The following is a 16,708-nucleotide window of genomic DNA, read 5'->3' on the forward strand; positions in this document are numbered from 1 at the left end:
AGGCGCCGCGGACTGCGCGGCGCCTCTGATTATTCGGCCGGGAGGTATTCTACAACTTCCAGATCGAAGCCGGATATCGCGTTGAACTTCATCGGCGCGCTCATCAGGCGCATCTTGCGCACGCCCAGGTCACGCAGAATCTGCGAACCGGCGCCGACGGTGCTGTAGGTAGCCGGGGTCGGCGGCTGCTGACGGGTCAGCTGCGCCAGCAACTGTGGCCCGGTCAGCGGGTTGCCGAGCAGCAGCACCACGCCCTTGCCGGCCTTGGCCACCTCGCTCATCGCCGCGCGCAGGCTCCAGCGACCCGGCACGGTGACCAGCAGCAGATCACGCAGCGGCTCCATGTTGTGCACGCGCACCAGGGTCGGCTCTTCCGGGGAAATCTCACCGCGGGTCAGTGCCATGTGCACGGTGTCCTCGACGCCGTCGCGGTAGGTGACCAGGTTGAACTGGCCCAGCTCGGTGTCCAGCGGCTGCTCGGAAACCCGCTCGACGGTGCGCTCGTGGATCATCCGGTAGTGGATCAGGTCGGCGATGGTGCCGATCTTCAGCCCGTGCTGCTCGGCGAACACTTCCAGCTCCGGGCGGCGCGCCATGGTGCCGTCATCGTTCATGATCTCGCAGATCACGCCGGACGGCTCGAAGCCGGCCATGCGCGCCAGATCGCACGCGGCCTCGGTGTGGCCGGCACGCGCCAGCACGCCGCCCGGTTGTGCCATCAGCGGGAAGATGTGCCCGGGGCTGACGATGTCTTCGGCCACGGCGTTCTTCGCCACCGCGGCCTGCACGGTGCGCGCGCGGTCGGCGGCGGAAATGCCGGTGGTCACGCCTTCGGCGGCCTCGATGGAAACGGTGAACTTGGTGCCGAAACCGGAACCGTTGCGCGGCGCCATCAGCGGCAGCTTGAGCAGTTCGCAGCGCTCGCGGGTCATCGGCATGCAGATCAGCCCGCGGGCGAAGCGCGCCATGAAGTTGATGTGCTCGGCGGTGACGCATTCGGAGGCGATGATGATGTCGCCCTCGTTCTCGCGGTCCTCGTCATCCATGAGGATGACCATCTTGCCGGCGCGGATGTCTTCGATCAGTTCTTCAGCGGTATTGAGCGCCATCGGGCGTCTCCTCAATTCTTCAGATAGCCGTGCTCGGCGAGAAAACCTTCGGTGAGCCCCGAGGCCTTGGGTTCGGCGGCCTTGTCGCCCATCATCAGGCGCTCCAGGTAACGCGCCAGCAGGTCGACCTCCAGGTTCACCTGCCGCCCGGGGCGGTAGTCGGCCATGATGGTTTCGCCGAGGGTATGCGGCACGATGGTCAGCTCGAATTCGGCGCCATTGACCGCATTGACCGTGAGGCTGGTGCCATCCACGGTGATCGAGCCCTTCAGCGCGATGTACTTGGCCAGCTCGCGCGGCGCGCGGATGCGGAACTGCACCGCGCGGGCGTTATCTTCCCGCGCCACCACTTCGCCGACACCATCGACATGGCCGCTGACCAGATGGCCGCCGAGGCGGCTGGTGGGCGTCAGGGCCTTTTCCAGGTTGACCCGGCTGCCGGCCTTGAGATCGATGAAGGCGGTGCGCGCCAGGGTTTCGCGGCTGACGTCGGCCCAGAAGCCGTTGCCCGGCAGCTCTACCGCGGTCAGGCAGACGCCGTTGACGGCGATGCTGTCGCCCAGCTTGACGTCGCCCAGATCGAGCTTGCCGGTCTCGACCAGCACGCGAACGTCGCCACCTTTGGGGGTGAGCGCACGGATGGTGCCGATGGCTTCGATTATTCCGGTGAACATGTGGCCTCCCGCGGAAGGCTGATGAAACGCTGCATACGACGAACTCCTGTTTAGAAAAACAGGGCGCTACGGATCGATAGGGATGCATGACGGGCACACGAACGGCGCCCATCGGAATATCCCGCTCTCTCTCATCCGGACTATACCGTCGGCCCCGGAATCACACCGGGTCTGCTGACCTTGCCTAAGCAAGCGCTCGCGGGCTAAACGCGATTGAAAGCTACTGCGCGCAGAGCATGCTGCGTTGTGGTCCTCCTCGAAGTGCTCATTTACCGGAGTAAACTCCGCCTTCTCGTCGAATCACGCCTTGCCTGCTCAGCGCTCGCTACGCTTTCATCCTTGTAACTGCGCCATTACCGCCGGTGGGGAATCACACCCCGCCCTGAGAACGTTGGGCCACTCGCGGCCCGGCAGCGTTTTTAACACAAATAGGCGCTAACGGCAGCCAGCTTGTGCATTCGCAGCGGTTATGGCGACGAAAGCCTGGCGCTATCGGCGGCCCTATTGAGGCGCCGGATTCGCGCTCAGCTGGCGGGAATCGCGACGATCTTCCAGTCGTCACCCACCGCGCGGATGTCGACGATCTTCAGCTCGCGCGCCTCGCTCATCCGCTCGAGCGGCAGCTCCAGCAGCGGACGCGCCGAGGAACCGAGGAACTTGGCGGCCATGAAGATCTGGTACTCGTCGATCAGCCCGAGATGGGCGAAGGCACCGACCAGCCGCGGCCCGGCTTCGATCAGCACTTCGTTGGCGCCGCGGGCGGCCAGTTCGCGCAGCAGAGCGGTCAGATCGACCCGCTCCTGCCCCAGCACCAGCAGCTCCTGACCGGCGACCCGATAGGCCTCTGCATCGCCGCTCATGGCCGTCGCCACCAGCGCCGGGCCGGCCTGAAAGAACGGCGCGTCCAGCGGCACGCGCCGCCGCCCATCGATCAGCACGCGCAACGGCGGACGCTGCAGTGCCAGCGCAGTGGTTTCCGCATCCAGCCCCAGTTCGGTGCCGCGTACGGTCAGCCGCGCGGCATCCATCAGCACGGTGTCGGCGCCGGTCAGCACTACACTGGAACGGGCGCGCAGCCGCTGCACCTCCGCGCGGGCCGCCGGGCCGGTGATCCACTGACTTTCGCCGCTGGCCATCGCCGTGCGTCCGTCCAGGCTCATCGCCAGCTTGGCGCGCACGAACGGCAGACCGCTTTCCATGCGTTTGATGAAACCGCAGTTGAGCTCGCGCGCCTCGGCTTCCAGCACGCCGCTGGCAACCTCGATACCGGCACTGCGCAGCAATTGCAGGCCACGCCCGGCGACCTGCGGATTCGGGTCCTGCATCGCCGCTACCACGCGGCCGACGCCGGCCTTGACCAGCGCTTCGGCGCAGGGCGGCGTGCGCCCGTGGTGGCTGCAGGGTTCGAGGGTGACGTAGGCGGTGGCGCCGCGCGCCCGCTCGCCGGCCTGGCGCAGGGCGTGAACCTCGGCATGCGGCTCGCCGGCGCGTACGTGCCAGCCTTCGCCGACCGGCTCGCCATCGGCGACGATGACGCAGCCGACCCGCGGGTTCGGGTGGGTCGAATACAGGCCCTTGCGCGCCAGCTGCAGCGCACGGGCCATCCAGGCGTGATCGCTGGCGCTCATTCGGACTTCGCCGGCTCGCGGGACAGCCGTTCGATTTCCTCGCGGAACTCGTTGAGGTCCTGGAAGCGGCGGTAGACCGAGGCGAAGCGGATATAGGCGACCTCGTCGAGCTTCTGCAGCTCGGCCATCACCAGTTCGCCGAGCACCCGCGACTTGATCTCGCGTTCGCCGGTGGCACGCAACTGATGCTTGATGTGGGCGATGGCCGCCTCCAGGCGCTCGACACTGACCGGGCGCTTCTCCAGCGCGCGCTGCATGCCGGCACGCAGCTTCTGCTCGTCGAACGGCTGGCGGCTGCCATCGGACTTGATCAGTCGCGGCATCACCAGCTCGGCGGTTTCAAAGGTGGTGAAGCGCTCGCCGCAGGCCAGACACTCGCGGCGGCGGCGTACCTGATCGCCCTCGGCGACCAGGCGGGAATCGATGACCTTGGTGTCATGGGCACTGCAGAACGGACAATGCATGGGATGGATTCGGTCGAACGTCGGGGCGGCCATGGTAGCGCATCCGACCGGCAAGACAAGGCAGCGGCTTTGCTGCTATACAAGCCCGATTCGCCGTAGTTCTGGAGCTTTCCGTGCCCTTGCGTACCGCCTTCGTGCCCCTGTTGCTGATCCTGCTGGCCGGCTGCGGCAGCCAGCCGCCCGTGCCGCCCGCACCGGTCGAACTGAGCAGCGCGCCGCACTCGAAATTGCACAACGAACTGAGCGGCAGCCTGATCGGCGCGCCGGCCGGCAGCGAGGTCGAACTGGCGCTGCTGGAGGTCGACCGCCGCGACCAGCCGGATCGCCTGCTGAGCAACGTGCAACTCAAGGGGCGCGGCTCGGAGCTGCCGTTCATGCTGCAGTTCAACCCGGATGTCTTCCCCGTCGGCCAGCGCGTCGAGCTGCGCGGGCGGGTGACACGCGCCGGGCAGCTGATCATGCGTCTGCCGGCGCTGCAGATCCACAATGCCAACAGCCAGGCGCTCGGCCCGCTGCAGCTGGTGCCCGCACCATGACGGCACCGGCGCCGTTGCAGGCAGCGCTGAACGCACTGCTCGGCGACGCCCGGCTGGTCGCCGAGCCGCTGCCGGGCACCGATCTGCGTCTGTGGCTGATCGATGCGGCCAACATGGATCGCGCCTTCAGCCCGGAGGAAACCCGGCGGATTCTCGAAGAGCCGCCGTACTGGTGCTTCTGCTGGGCCAGCGGCCTGGTGCTGGCGCGCTGGCTGGCCGAGCGGCCGGATTGGGTGCGGGGCAAGCGCGTGCTGGATTTCGGCGCGGGTTCCGGCGTAGCCGCCATCGCCGCGGCTAAGGCTGGCGCGGCGGAAGTGGTGGCCTGCGATCTCGACCCGCTGGCACTCGCCGCCTGCCGGGCAAACGCTGCGCTGAACGACGTCGAGCTACGCTATTCGCAAGACTTCTTCGGTGAGGCGGACCGCTACGATCTGGTCATCGTCGCCGACGTGCTCTACGACCGCACCAACCTGCCGCTGCTGGATCACTTCCTCAGTCGCGGTCGCGAAGCGCTGGTGGCCGACTCGCGGGTACGCGACTTCGCCCATCCGCTGTATCGGCGCCTGGACCTGCTGGATGCCTGTACCTGGCCGGATCTCGCCGAGCCGGCCGAGTTCCGCCAGGTCAGCCTCTATCACGCGGCGCGATAACTGCCGGGAGAGTGGCGTGAGCGAGTCAACCCTGCGTCTGTTCTTCGCGCTGCCCTGCCCGCCCGAGCAGGCGGCGGCCATCTGTCGCTGGCGCGACGAGCAGGCGCTGCAAGGCCGACCGGTTCCGCCACAGAACCTGCACCTGACCCTGGCGTTTCTCGGTGCGCAACCGGCCGATTGCCTCGCCGGCCTGCAGCGGCTGGCGGCCGATCTCGACTGCCCGGCATTCGAGCTGACCCTGGATCGCCTGATCACCCTCGGCAAGGGCTTCATCTGCCTGCAGCCGAGCGCACCGCCGCCGGCGCTGGACTACCTGGCGGCGGCGCTGCGCGCGCAACTGGCCACACTCGGCCTGGTGCTCGACAGCCGGCCCTTTCTGCCGCACCTGACGCTGACGCGCCATGGTCACGAGCGCGTGCACGGCCACAGCCCGGCATTCGGCTGGACAGTGGATCGCTTCGTGTTGTTCGTCTCGGAAACTACCGCGCAGGGCGCGCGCTATCGCGAGCTGGGCAGCTGGCCGCTGCGGGCATCCGGGACGACCGTGACGGCCGTCCCGGACTGAGATCAGGCGGGGATTTCGATCAGGAAGCGAAACAGCGAGCCGTGCTGTTCCACGCTCAGGCAGTTATAGCCCTTGGCGCGGGTGTCTTCCGGGATGCCGTTGACCGACTGCGAGCAGTCGGTGACCACTTCCAGCAACTGCCCCGGCTGCATGGTCGCCAGAGTTTCCAGCGTGGCGATGGCGTTGTATGGGCAATGCTCGCCGCGCAGATCAAGCGAGAGATTCGGTTTGGCCTGGCTCACGGGCAGGACTCCTCTTGGTTTGGAAACGTTTGGCGTTCAGATGCACCAGCAGCATGGCCACGGCCAGCCCGGCGAAGGTCAGCATCAGGCCACTGGTCGCACCGAAGCTTTCCAGCAGGTTGACCTTCGGATAAGGCAGCGCCAGCGACGTACCGAGCTCGTCCCAGTACACCGCCACCAGGGTGCCGCCGATGACGTTACCGATGCCGACCACCCAGAAGTGCACCTGGCCTTCCATCGCACGGTACATCCAGCCGGTCTCGCAGCCGCCCGCCACGACGATGCCGATGCCGAACAGCAGGCCGCCGATGATCGCGTTCGGCCCCATCCAGAAGATCTTCGGACTGGCGCCCAGGGCGATCGCGCCGAAAGTGCCGACGCTGGCCACCGCCATGCCCAGCAGGATGCCGTAGGCGGCGCGGGTGCGGCCGGTGGTCCACAGATCACGCGCGGCGCTGGTGAAGCAGATCTGCGCGCGCTCGATCAGCCCACCGAACAGCAGGCCGAACAGCACCGCCATGCCGAGCACCAGCGAGGTATCGAAGCGCCAGGCGGCGAAGCCGATCGCCAGCACGGCAACCGCCACGCCGAGGCGCGCCTGCAGCGCGGCGCGGCGCCGCGTGCCTTCGACGTCGCCAAACAGCGAACTGGCCTGGCTGCCCACTTTCAACGGCGTGCGCAGCCAGGGCAGCAGACAGATCTTCACACCGATCCAGGCGCCACCGACGGTCGCCAGCATGAACGCCCAGGCGTGCAGCGAGAACATCGGGATGCCGGTGAAGAACGCCGCCAGGTTGCAGCCCATCGCCAGCCGCGCGCCGAAGCCGGCGATGACGCCGCCGATCAGCCCCTGCACCAGGCGCCGCTTGCTGGTCGGCCAGCGCAGGCTGACGTTGTTCGCCCACAGCGCCGCGCATAGCGCGCCGAGCAGCATGCCGATGATCATCACGCCATCGACGCGATCGAGCGGCGTGCCGGCCAGACCGATTAGTTTGAAGTAGCTCCACTCGGCAGGCGTGTAGCCGAACCAGGACAGGACGTGGCCACCCCAGCGGGTGAATTCGCCGGTGACGGCCCAGAAGGTTCCGGTGATGGCGAAGTAGTAGGCGGAGGCGACGCCCAGCGCGACGAGCGCGGGCAAAGGCGACCAGAAGCGCACGAGATAGCGCTCCCGGAAGTCGGACAGAACGGACATCGATGACTCCTTTTGCGCGACTGCAATCGCCGCACCAAGAAAAGGGGACGCAAGTATAGGGGCCACTACGCGTTTCGTCGCGTCGCATCGCCCGCCCTTGCTTCCCGCACCCGGCGTCCCCACTTAACATGCCGAGCTTTCACGTCTTTCGCCGCCCGAGAATCCCGATGAGCCAGACGCCCTACATCTTCGATGTCACCACCGCCAGCTTCGAACAGCTGGTGCTCGAAAATTCCTTCCACAAACCGGTGCTGGTCGACTTCTGGGCCGAGTGGTGTGCGCCATGCAAGGCGCTGATGCCGCTGCTGGCGAAGATCGCCGAGGAGTACCAGGGCGAGCTGCTGCTGGCCAAGGTCAACTGCGATATCGAGCAGGACATCGTCGCCCGCTTCGGTATCCGCAGCCTGCCGACGGTCGTGCTGTTCAAGGACGGCCAGCCGGTGGACGGCTTCGCCGGTGCGCAGCCAGAGTCGGCCATTCGCGCCATGCTCGAGCCGCACGTGCAGGCACCGACCACGCCGCAAGGCGATTTACTGGAAAGCGCGCAGGCGCTGTTTGCCGAAGGTCGTTACGCCGAGGCCGAAGCGCAGCTGCAGCAACTGCTTGGCGAGGACAACGAGAACGCGGCGGGCCTGATCCTGTACGCCCGCTGCCTGGCCGAGCGCGGCGAGCTGGGCGAAGCGGAAACCGTGCTCAATGCCGTCAAGGGCGACGAGCACAGGCAGGCACTGGCCGGCGCGCGCGCCCAGCTGACCTTCCTGCGCCAGGCCAACGACCTGCCGGAAGTCGCCACGCTGAAAAGCCGCCTGGCGCAGAACAGCGAGGACGACGAGGCCGCCTATCAGCTGGCCATCCAGCAGTTGGCTCGTCAGCAATACGAAGCGGCACTCGACGGGTTGCTCAAGCTGTTCGTGCGCAACCGCGGCTATGCCGAAGGCTTGCCGCACAAGACGCTGCTGCAGGTCTTCGATCTGCTCGGCGGCGACCATCCGCTGGTTACGCTGTACCGACGCAAGCTGTACCAAGCGATCTACTGAGCCGTCAGGACGCCGGGCAGCCCTCACCGATCCAGTGATAGCTCGCGGTATCCGCGCCGTTCTCGACCCGCACCTGATCGCAGTGGCGCAGTCGAACCAGCAGGCGCTTGGCCATCGACGCACTGCCGGTCAGCGCCTCCAGCTCGGCAAACAGCTCGGGGCCATCCAGCCGGCCTGCGCGGCGCAGGCGCTCGCGCGCGGTGTGCCACAGACTGTCGTCGGCGGACGGCGCGATATCGGCGGCGCGCGCGCTGGGTGCCAGCGGCAGATTGCGCGCCAGCTGCGCCCAGTCCTGCTCGTCCAGCTCGATGTTCAGATCGACCGGCCATTCGCCGACATGCCCACGGATACGAATCATGCTGCTCTCCTTCGGTAGCGCGGCGCATGCTCCCATGACCGCGACGGGCTGGCCAGTCGACGCAAAAAGGCGTTATAACGTAACCCCCATCAGTTCCCGGAACCGACCATGCGCCCGCTGCTGCTCGCCCTGCCATTCGTTCTGCTGCCTTTCAGTTACAGCCAAGCACAGGACGATCACCACCACCACGAACACGATGCCACCGCCAGTCTGGGCGCCCACGAGCACGGCACCGCTCACCTCGATGCGGCGCTGGACGGCACGGTTCTGGAGCTGGCGCTGCGCAGCCCGGCGGCGAATCTGCTGGGTTTCGAGCACGCCCCAGCCAGCGCGGCGGACGAAGCGCAGATAGCGCACACGCGTCTGCAATTGGAGCAGCCGCGGGTGCTGTTCGGCCTGCCGGAAGCCGCCGGTTGCGACGTCAGCGAACAGGAACTGCATGGCGACTTGCTAGGTGGCGCACACGCCGGCTATCAGCGCCGCGATGGCGACGCCGCGCCCAGCGAGCCCGCCGCCGCCCGCGCGGATGGGCACAGCGACATCGAAGCGCACTACCGGCTCGACTGCCGCCATCCTGAGGCGATACAGGCACTCGATCTGCGCACGCTCTTCGAGCGCTTTCCGGCTACCGAGCGGATTCAGGTCCAGCTGATCGGCCCGCGCGGCCAGCAAGGCGCCGAGCTGACGCCGGACCATGCGCAGCTGACGTTCTGATGTCAGCCTCCGACCTGCTCGAACTCGACGACCTCGGCTTCGCCTGGCCCGGTCAGGCCGAACTGTTGGACATTCCGCGCTTTCGCCTGGCGCGCGGCGAAAGCCTGTTTCTCAAGGGGCCGTCCGGTAGCGGCAAGACCACCCTGCTCGGGCTGATCGGCGGTGTGCAACGCGCCGGCCGCGGCAGCGTGCGCCTGCTCGGTGAAGACCTCGGCCGCCTGTCCGCTGGTGCGCGTGACCGTTTTCGTGTCGATCACACCGGCTACATCTTCCAGCAGTTCAACCTGCTGCCGTTCCTGCCGGTGCACGAGAACGTCTGCTTGCCCTGCCGCTTCTCGCGGTTACGTGCGGGCCGGGCGATCCAGCGCCACGGCAGCCTGCGCCAGGCAGCGGCAGCCCTGCTCGAACAGCTGGGTCTGCCGGCGACACTGCTGGCACGACGCGCCGATACGCTGTCCATAGGTCAGCAGCAACGGGTCGCCGCCGCGCGTGCGCTGATCGGCCAGCCCGAGCTGGTGATCGCTGACGAACCGACGTCGGCACTGGACGCCGACAGCCGCGAAGCCTTCCTCGATCTGCTGTTCGGCGAATGCCGGGCCGCGGGGGCGAGCCTGCTGTTCGTCAGCCACGACCAGAGCCTGGCGCCGCGCTTCGACCGCAGCCTGACGCTGGCCGAACTCAACCGCGCCGCGCGCGGCGCGGAGGTCTGAGGATGTACCTGTTGCGCCTGGCGCTGGCGAGCCTGAACAACCGCCGCTTCACCGCCCTGCTCACGGTATTCGCCATCGCGCTGTCGGTGTGCCTACTGCTCGCCGTCGAGCGGATCCGCACCGAGACGCGCGCCAGTTTCGCCAGCACCATCAGCGGCACCGACCTGATCGTCGGCGCCCGCTCCGGCTCGGTGAATCTGCTGCTGTACTCGGTGTTCCGCATCGGCAACGCCACCAACAACATCCGCTGGGACAGCTATCAGCAGCTGGCCGGCCACCCGCAAGTCAAATGGGCGATTCCGCTCTCGCTGGGCGACTCGCACCGCGGCTATCGTGTACTGGGCACCAGTCCGGCGTATTTCGAGCATTACCGCTACGGTCGTCAGCAGCCGCTGCAACTGGCCGAGGGTCGCGCGTTTGCCGACGATCCGTTCGAGGTGGTGCTCGGTGCCGAAGTCGCGCAGAGCCTCGGCTACCGGCTGGACGCGCAGATCGTGCTGGCACACGGCGTGGCCAAGGTCAGCCTGGTGCAGCACGACGACAAGCCGTTCCGCGTGGTCGGCATCCTGCGGCGCACCGGTACGCCGGTAGACCGCACGCTGCACATCAACCTCGCCGGGATGGAGGCGTTGCATGTCGACTGGCGCGGCGGGGTGCCCGCCCGCGGCGCCGGGCGGGTGAGCGCCGAGCAGGCGCGCGCGCTCGACCTGCAGCCACAGCAGATCACCGCCGTGTTGCTCGGTCTGAACAGCAGGATCGCCACCTTCGCCCTGCAACGCGAGATCAACCAGTATCGCGGCGAGCCGCTGCTGGCGGTGCTGCCCGGCGTGGCGCTGCAGGAGCTCTGGAGCCTGATGGGCACCGCCGAACAGGCGCTGTTCGTGGTCTCGCTGTTCGTCGTGCTGACCGGGCTGATCGGCATGCTCACCGCGATTCTCACCAGCCTCAACGAGCGCCGGCGGGAGATGGCGATCCTGCGCTCGGTGGGCGCGCGTCCCTGGCATATCGCCGGGCTGCTGGTGATCGAGGCGTTCGCCCTGGCGCTGGCCGGCGCGGCGCTCGGACTGACGCTGCTGTATGTCGGCATCGCCGTGGCGCAGGCGCCGCTGCAGCAGTTTTATGGCCTGTATCTGCCGTTCGGCTGGCCGAGCGGCTATGAATGGCGCCTGCTCGGCGCGATCCTGCTGGCAGCCGTGCTGATGGGCGCGGTGCCCGCCTGGCGCGCCTATCGCCAATCGCTGGCCGACGGCCTGTCGATCAGAGTGTGAGTACATCCATGTCGCGTTTACTGCTCGTCCTGCTGCTGATCCTGCCTGCCGCCTTCGCGGGCGAGGCGCGCCTGCTGCAGTGGTCGGACCTGATCCCCGAGGGTGCGCCGCCACCGCCACCGCCGACGCCGCTGCACGACCTGTCGCAGCTGGCCGATGCGCTGGCGGCGGAAAGCGGCCCCGCCGCGCGCCAGCAATCGCCGGCTGCGCCGGTGGTCGAGGAACTGGACGGCATCGTCGCCAGGCTGCCCGGCTACATCGTGCCGCTGGACATGGACGCCGACGGCCGGGTGATCGATTTCCTGCTGGTCCCCTACTTCGGCGCATGCATCCATGTGCCGCCACCGCCATCGAACCAGATCGTACATGCCACCAGCGAGCTGGGGGTCAGGGTCGATGAGCTGTATCAGCCGTACTGGATCGAGGGGCCGCTGAAGGTGGAGCCGGCCAGCAGCGAGCTGGCCGAGGCGGGTTATCGGATGGTCGCGCAGACGATCGAGCTGTACGAGCTGGACTGAAGACGCTCAGCCCGCGCGAGCAACCTGACGTTCGCGCTCGAAGCTCAGCTCGTCCTCGGCCCATTGCCGCCAGGCGCGCACCTTGCGGCGCTCGGCGCCAGCACGCTCGGCCTGCTTCAGCGCGTCCAGCCCGGCCTGCCAGTGCGCCTGCTCCAGCTCGAGCTGGGCGACATTCATCCAGAACTTGGCGGCGCCCGACTGGTTGGCCAGCTCGCGATAAATTTTCGCCGCTGCACCGCGCTCGCGCGCCTGCCACCACAGCATGCCCAGCCGCTCGCGGCGGGTGCCGTTACTGGCCAACAGGCCGGCGTCGAGCATGCCTTGCAACAGCTTGGCGCCTTGCCACGGCTGGTTGGCGGCGCTGGCCAGCAGTACCAGGTTGTCCAGCTCGGCGTCACTGAAGCGCAAGCCCTTGGCGTGCGCAGTGCGCAGCGTCGCCAGTGCCTTGTCCTCGGCACCGGCGAGCTGCTGCAGCCCGGCCAGCTGGCGCCAGACCTTCACCTGCTCGGGATGCCGCAGCAGCAACTGGCGCTGCCAGCGTTCGGCCGCGGAGTAGTGTTTGAGTTCGGCGTTGCCGGCGACCAGGAACTGCAGCCAGATGTCGTCGGCGCGTGGATTGGCCTGTACATAGCGCTCGGCCAGCGGCAGGGCCTTGGCATGCTGCCCAAGGCCCTGGTAGGCCTGCACCAGCATCTGCAGCACGCCTTCGTCGGCCTGGTCGGCCTTCGCCAGCAGGCTGACGACCTTGGCGAAGCGCCCTTCGACCAGATTGAGTCGCGCCAGATTGAGCCGTTCGCCGGCCAGCAGCGCCTCGTCCAGCTTGCCGCTGGCGACAGCCTTGTCCAGCCACTCCAGCGCCTGCCGATTGTTGCCCTCGGCCCAGGCCAGGTAACCGCGACTGCGCCAGAGCAGCGCCTCCTCCGCGCTGCCCGCCTGCGCCTCGACACCGCTCAACGCCTTGCGCGCCGCCGGGTAATCGCCCTTGGACTGTGCCGATTGTGCGCGCTCGAGTGCGGCGAAGATCGCCGGATCGATACTCTGCGCGGCGTGCGCTGCGCAGCTGAAGCAGAACAGCAGCAGGACCAGCAGACGAGGCATCTCAGCGTTCTCCTTGCAGGCGGAAGTGCAGGGTTTTCACCGCTTCGCGCGATACCGCCACGCCGTTCTCGGTACGCGGGGCGAAGCGCCAGCGCGCCGCGGCGCGACGCGCCTCGCGGTCGAAGACATTGCGCGGCGAGGCTTCGAGTACACGGATGTTCTCCACCCGCCCCTGCGGGTTGATGGTGAAGGCCAGCTTGATATGCCCTTCGATCCCCTGCTGACGCGCACGATAGGGATACTCGGGACGCACATCATTGAGCGGCATCACCTCATGTTCAGGTCCGCCGGACTGGCCGCCGGCCACCGCGGCGGTGGCTGCCGGCCCCGCCGTAGCCGCGGCTGCGCTGGCCGCCGCGGCGCTGAGCCCGGACAGGCTCGGTGCCGGCGCGGCCGCCACCGAGATGCCCGAGTCGATGTTCGGCAGGTCGAGATCGAGCTTCGGCAGGCTGGCATCCGGACTGGCCATGTTCGGCGTCGGCGGTGTGGGCGGTTGCGGCGTTTTCGGCTGCGGCGGCTGTGGCGCCTGCTGGCGCGAGCGGCTGGCGCTGCTCTCGTTGCGCCCGTCCATGCGCACGAAGTTGGCGATCGCCACCGGCTCGCGCTCCACCTTGCTACGCGGCGGGGTGACCATGCTCAGCATCAACGCGAACAGCAACAGCGCCACCACGCAGGCCGCGACGAAGGACAGCGCCACGCGCGCCAGCGCCGCCATCACTGCGCGCCCGTGTTGGCAGCGAGGGCCACATCGTGCACGCCGGCCTGGCGCGCCTGGTCCATCACCTGGACCACCAGCCCGGTGCGCGCATCCTGATCGGCCTGCACCACCACGGCGCCATCCGGCTGATCGACACGCATGCGCTCGACATGCGCGCGCACGCTGCGTACATCGACGGCCTGCTTGTCGATCCAGACCTGACCGTCGGCGGTCACCGCGATGAAGATGTTGCCCTTGTCCTGCGCGCTGGCGGTGCTCGCCTGCGGGCGCTGCACCTCGACGCCGGACTCCTTGATGAAGGAGCTGGTGACGATGAAGAAAATCAGCATGATGAACACCACGTCGAGCATCGGCGTGAGGTCGATGCCGGTGTCTTCGTCCTGCTGGTAATGATGGCGACGCATGCGCATCCAGAAATCCTCAATCGTGACGCAGCTGGTCGGCCAGCCGGTCGAGCGACAGCCGGGCAATACGCTCGAGGCGCGCCAGGCTGAATAATCCAGTGATGGCCAGCACCATGCCGGCCATCGTCGGCAGGGTCGCCTGCCAGACGCCGGCGGCCATGCCGCGCGGATTGCCGGTGCCGTTGAGCGCCAGCACGTCGAATACCGCAATCATGCCGCTGACCGTGCCGAGCAGGCCGAGCAGCGGGCACAGCGCAACCAATGCCTTGCTCAGGCGCAGCGGTCCTGCCAGCTGCTGCTGCGCCTGAGCAAGCCAAGCGGTGCGCACAGCGCGCTGCCAGACGCCAGGCTGATCGACCAGATGCTCCCAGGCCCGGCGGCGGTCGTCGGCCCAGTGTGGAAACACCCGGCGCATGTACCAGACGCGTTCGAAAACCAGCGTCCAGTACAGCACGCAGAGCAGCGCCAGCGCCCACATGACCATGCCGCCGGCGCCCATGAAGTCGAGCAGCAGATGCCCGCTATCGACCAGGCGCAGCCACAGGCCGTGCATGTCAGTCACGACGCGGCGCTCCGGACAGGTGCAGGGCGATCAGCCCGGCGCTCTGTTGCTCCAGAATCTGGATCAGCGCCTTGCTGCGACTGGCCAGCAGCGCATGCAGGAACAGCAGCGGGATCGCCACCACCAGGCCCTGCACGGTGGTCACCAGCGCCTGAGAAATACCGTCGGCCATCAGCCGCGAGTCGCCGCCACCGGTCTGGGTGATGGCCTGGAAGGTGACGATCATCCCGGTCACCGTGCCCAGCAGGCCGAGAAGCGGTGCCACCGCTGTCAGCAGCTTGAGCAGCGGCTGGCCGCGCTCCAGCGGTGGGGTTTCCTGCAGGATGGCTTCGTCGAGCTTGAGTTCGAGGGTTTCCAGATCGGCGAGCTGCGGCTTGGGGCCAAGCACGCCGATGATGCGTCCCAGCGGATTGTCGGCGCGCGGATTGTTCAGATCACGCATTTGCCCGCTCACCTTGCGGCTGACACCGGCGAGATAGACCATCCGCCAAGCCGCCAGGCAGAGACCGAACAGCCCCAGGGCGACAATCACCCAGCCCACCAGGCCGCCCTGCTGCAGACGCGCCCAGAAATCCGGCTCGAGCTGCAGCTGCGCCAGCAGCGTGCCGCGACTCGGATCGACCGGCAACGGAGCCAGTGCCGCATCGCTGTCCAGATAGTCGTTCACCAGCCCCATGCCGGACGGTTGCCGTGCCGGCGCCAGCAGTTGGCCCGAGTCGGCGTCGTAACGCAGGAAGGCATTCTGGCCGTACGCGGAGAAGCTGCCGACGCGCAACACCGGCTGCTCGCTGCGCTGACCGTCGGCGGCGACGACCGGCAGCGTCAGCTGCTCGACCCGACCGCTGGCAGCAAGGTCTTCCAGCAGCGCCATCCAGAAACCGTCGAGGTCTTCGGCGGATGGCAATGCTCGGCTCTCGGCAAGGTTGTGCAGGCGCTGCAGACGCTCCGGGTATTGCACATTGAGCAGGCTGTCCTGCCACTGTGCGGCGATATCGCCGGCACTCTGGCGCACCACGCCGAACAGCTCGCCGAGGTGGCCGACGCGCTGCGCCAGCAATTTCTCCTGCTCGGCCAGCTCGGCCTCCTGACGATCGAACTCGGCCTTCAGGCGCTCGGCCTCGGCCTTCTCGCGGTCAAGCTCGGCCTTGGCGCGCGCCAGCAGCTGCGCCTGCTCGCTGCGATCGCTGACGAACGCCTGCTCGCGCGCCTGCATGGCGCTGACCTCGGCCGCGCGCTCGCTGCGGATGCGCTGCAGCAATTGATCCGGGTTCAGCGGCTCGGCGGCATGCGACAGCACCGGCAGCAGCACTAGGGCTAGAAGGTACGACAGACGGCTCATTGCGCGGCCTCCTTGGCCAGGGTCTTGACGGGCAATTCCAGATAGGCCGGCGCCTGCTGTTGCCGGGCCACGGCGATGGCCTGGGTGATCGGGCGGCGCGCGGCGCCGTCGAGCGCTTCCCAACTGCGCGTCTGCGGATTCCACCAGCCGCTCTCGTGGGCATCCAGCGTCTGGTAATAGAGCATGACCCGCCCCAAGCGCAGGAATTCGACGCTGCGCGCGCCGCCCTCAACCGGCAGCTCGCCACGCCAGGCCTCCAGCGTGCGCCCGTAATCGCTCTCGATCTGGTAGGCCTCGAGAATGCGTCGGTACTTCTCGGCCAGACTCACATCGGCACGCGGCAACAGATCCTGCAGACCGGCCAGGCGATCGGCGCGCTCCTCCGGGAGGAACGGCAGGTCGGCAGCGATGAACTCGCCAAGCACTTCGACCATCCGGCCCATCTGCGGCGTCACCGCTTCCTGGGTGCGCTCGATGCCTTCCAGCTGGCGCTGGAAGCCCTCCAGCTCCTTGCGCTGCGCGGCGGTGAGCTCGACCAGCTGCTTGTTGTAGGCCTTCAGTGCCTCGGTCTGCTGCAGCGCGCTGCGGTACTCAGTGAGCATCTGCCGGGTAGCGTCATCAAGCTGCTCGATACGTTGCTGCGAAGCCGCGGCCTCGGCTGACAGCCGCTCGCTCTCGGTCAGCGCGGCATCCAGGGAGGCAGCCATCAGCGGCGCCGCGCCTAGACAGCACGGCAACACGGCAACCGCCAGCAGGCGGGGGATGAACGAAGACATGGGGGATCCTTGCAGGAGGACTAACTCAAAAGAGAAACATTATCATCTTCCCATTGACGCAGCGCAACCCGGGCAATACGTCGCAGGCCGGGCCGCGCGTTTCATTGAGCTGAGTCAAATTCGACAGCAAGCTACTCAATAAC

General features: G+C 67.6%; 21 protein-coding genes. 8 read left to right on the forward strand and 13 right to left on the reverse strand.

Annotated elements, in window-relative coordinates; genetic code table 11:
- Positions 1 to 29: 29 nt before the first annotated feature.
- From ribBA to nrdR, 4 genes are all read right to left on the reverse strand, one after another.
- Entirely contained in the window at positions 30 to 1,109 is a 1,080-nt protein-coding gene (ribBA, locus tag U8L64_RS01160; RefSeq protein WP_043298073.1) for a bifunctional 3,4-dihydroxy-2-butanone-4-phosphate synthase/GTP cyclohydrolase II, read from the reverse strand.
- Between the two features lie 11 nt (positions 1,110 to 1,120).
- The gene (locus tag U8L64_RS01165) at positions 1,121 to 1,783 is read right to left on the reverse strand and encodes a riboflavin synthase (protein WP_011912026.1); all 663 of its coding nucleotides are present in this window, start codon (positions 1,781 to 1,783) and stop codon (positions 1,121 to 1,123) included.
- Positions 1,784 to 2,307: 524 nt separating this feature from the next.
- Entirely contained in the window at positions 2,308 to 3,411 is a 1,104-nt protein-coding gene (ribD, locus tag U8L64_RS01170) for a bifunctional diaminohydroxyphosphoribosylaminopyrimidine deaminase/5-amino-6-(5-phosphoribosylamino)uracil reductase RibD (protein WP_333392925.1), read from the reverse strand.
- Positions 3,408 to 3,875 (reverse strand): transcriptional regulator NrdR, encoded by a 468-nt coding sequence (nrdR, locus tag U8L64_RS01175; protein ID WP_003289148.1) that lies wholly within the window; start codon positions 3,873 to 3,875, stop codon positions 3,408 to 3,410. Before nrdR ends, ribD begins: the two co-directional genes overlap by 4 nt.
- A 119-nt stretch (positions 3,876 to 3,994) precedes the next feature.
- Between nrdR and U8L64_RS01180 the strand changes: the two genes are divergently transcribed.
- From U8L64_RS01180 to thpR, 3 genes are read left to right on the forward strand one after another with little or no spacing between them, the layout of a single operon-like run.
- A complete protein-coding gene (locus U8L64_RS01180) occupies positions 3,995 to 4,411 on the forward strand; it encodes a YbaY family lipoprotein (RefSeq protein ID WP_442965261.1) in 417 nt (138 codons plus the stop codon).
- Complete coding sequence (locus U8L64_RS01185; RefSeq protein WP_077682545.1) at positions 4,408 to 5,061, forward strand: class I SAM-dependent methyltransferase; 654 nt, start codon at positions 4,408 to 4,410, stop codon at positions 5,059 to 5,061. Before U8L64_RS01180 ends, U8L64_RS01185 begins: the two co-directional genes overlap by 4 nt.
- A 16-nt stretch (positions 5,062 to 5,077) precedes the next feature.
- Positions 5,078 to 5,626: an RNA 2',3'-cyclic phosphodiesterase gene (gene thpR, locus U8L64_RS01190; RefSeq protein WP_043298077.1), complete on the forward strand. Its 549-nt coding sequence runs from the start codon at positions 5,078 to 5,080 to the stop codon at positions 5,624 to 5,626.
- Between the two features lie 2 nt (positions 5,627 to 5,628).
- On the opposite strand, the gene yedF is transcribed toward thpR, so the two are convergent.
- Both yedF and yedE read right to left on the reverse strand, forming a co-directional pair.
- Positions 5,629 to 5,868: a sulfurtransferase-like selenium metabolism protein YedF gene (gene yedF / locus U8L64_RS01195; RefSeq protein ID WP_003289152.1), complete on the reverse strand. Its 240-nt coding sequence runs from the start codon at positions 5,866 to 5,868 to the stop codon at positions 5,629 to 5,631.
- A complete protein-coding gene (yedE, locus tag U8L64_RS01200) occupies positions 5,837 to 7,063 on the reverse strand; it encodes a selenium metabolism membrane protein YedE/FdhT (RefSeq protein ID WP_156716204.1) in 1,227 nt (408 codons plus the stop codon). Before yedE ends, yedF begins: the two co-directional genes overlap by 32 nt.
- A 167-nt stretch (positions 7,064 to 7,230) precedes the next feature.
- Here yedE and trxA point away from each other — a divergent pair, with 167 nt between their 5' ends.
- Positions 7,231 to 8,100 (forward strand): thioredoxin, encoded by an 870-nt coding sequence (trxA, locus tag U8L64_RS01205; RefSeq protein WP_156716203.1) that lies wholly within the window; start codon positions 7,231 to 7,233, stop codon positions 8,098 to 8,100.
- A 4-nt stretch (positions 8,101 to 8,104) separates the two neighbouring features.
- Here the strand turns inward: trxA and U8L64_RS01210 are convergent, their stop codons facing one another.
- Complete coding sequence (locus U8L64_RS01210; protein ID WP_333392934.1) at positions 8,105 to 8,458, reverse strand: hypothetical protein; 354 nt, start codon at positions 8,456 to 8,458, stop codon at positions 8,105 to 8,107.
- Between the two features lie 108 nt (positions 8,459 to 8,566).
- On the opposite strand from U8L64_RS01210, the gene U8L64_RS01215 reads away from it, so the two are divergent.
- From U8L64_RS01215 to U8L64_RS01230, 4 genes are read left to right on the forward strand one after another with little or no spacing between them, the layout of a single operon-like run.
- The gene (locus U8L64_RS01215) at positions 8,567 to 9,172 is read left to right on the forward strand and encodes a DUF2796 domain-containing protein (RefSeq protein ID WP_043298081.1); all 606 of its coding nucleotides are present in this window, start codon (positions 8,567 to 8,569) and stop codon (positions 9,170 to 9,172) included.
- A complete protein-coding gene (locus U8L64_RS01220) occupies positions 9,172 to 9,882 on the forward strand; it encodes an ABC transporter ATP-binding protein (RefSeq protein WP_043298082.1) in 711 nt (236 codons plus the stop codon). The genes U8L64_RS01215 and U8L64_RS01220 overlap by 1 nt, the downstream gene beginning before the upstream one ends.
- Before the next feature lie 2 nt (positions 9,883 to 9,884).
- Positions 9,885 to 11,150 (forward strand): ABC transporter permease, encoded by a 1,266-nt coding sequence (locus tag U8L64_RS01225; protein ID WP_333392937.1) that lies wholly within the window; start codon positions 9,885 to 9,887, stop codon positions 11,148 to 11,150.
- An 8-nt stretch (positions 11,151 to 11,158) separates the two neighbouring features.
- Positions 11,159 to 11,668 carry a DUF3299 domain-containing protein gene (locus U8L64_RS01230; protein ID WP_156716200.1) on the forward strand — a complete coding sequence of 170 codons (510 nt, stop codon included), beginning with the start codon at positions 11,159 to 11,161 and terminating at the stop codon, positions 11,666 to 11,668.
- 6 nt (positions 11,669 to 11,674) lie between these two features.
- On the opposite strand, the gene U8L64_RS01235 is transcribed toward U8L64_RS01230, so the two are convergent.
- Genes U8L64_RS01235 through U8L64_RS01260 form a run of 6 tightly spaced genes read right to left on the reverse strand, consistent with a single transcriptional unit; the run spans position 11,675 to position 16,565 of the window.
- Positions 11,675 to 12,766, reverse strand: a complete 1,092-nt coding sequence (locus U8L64_RS01235; RefSeq protein ID WP_333392940.1) for a tetratricopeptide repeat protein — start codon at positions 12,764 to 12,766, stop codon at positions 11,675 to 11,677.
- Between the two features lies 1 nt (position 12,767).
- On the reverse strand, positions 12,768 to 13,481 hold the full coding sequence (locus U8L64_RS01240) for an energy transducer TonB (protein ID WP_054093421.1): 714 nt from the start codon (positions 13,479 to 13,481) through the stop codon (positions 12,768 to 12,770).
- Positions 13,481 to 13,894 (reverse strand): ExbD/TolR family protein, encoded by a 414-nt coding sequence (locus U8L64_RS01245; RefSeq protein ID WP_333392943.1) that lies wholly within the window; start codon positions 13,892 to 13,894, stop codon positions 13,481 to 13,483. Before U8L64_RS01245 ends, U8L64_RS01240 begins: the two co-directional genes overlap by 1 nt.
- Before the next feature lie 10 nt (positions 13,895 to 13,904).
- Positions 13,905 to 14,441 carry a MotA/TolQ/ExbB proton channel family protein gene (locus U8L64_RS01250; protein WP_418652762.1) on the reverse strand — a complete coding sequence of 179 codons (537 nt, stop codon included), beginning with the start codon at positions 14,439 to 14,441 and terminating at the stop codon, positions 13,905 to 13,907.
- 1 nt (position 14,442) lies between these two features.
- A complete protein-coding gene (locus U8L64_RS01255) occupies positions 14,443 to 15,789 on the reverse strand; it encodes a MotA/TolQ/ExbB proton channel family protein (RefSeq protein ID WP_043298089.1) in 1,347 nt (448 codons plus the stop codon).
- On the reverse strand, positions 15,786 to 16,565 hold the full coding sequence (locus U8L64_RS01260; RefSeq protein ID WP_077682537.1) for a DUF3450 domain-containing protein: 780 nt from the start codon (positions 16,563 to 16,565) through the stop codon (positions 15,786 to 15,788). The genes U8L64_RS01255 and U8L64_RS01260 overlap by 4 nt, the downstream gene beginning before the upstream one ends.
- Between the last annotated feature and the right edge of the window lie 143 nt (positions 16,566 to 16,708).

It is taken from the genome of Pseudomonas sp. FIP_A4 (assembly GCF_036701605.1).
Classification (GTDB): Bacteria; Pseudomonadota; Gammaproteobacteria; order Pseudomonadales; family Pseudomonadaceae; genus Stutzerimonas; species Stutzerimonas phenolilytica.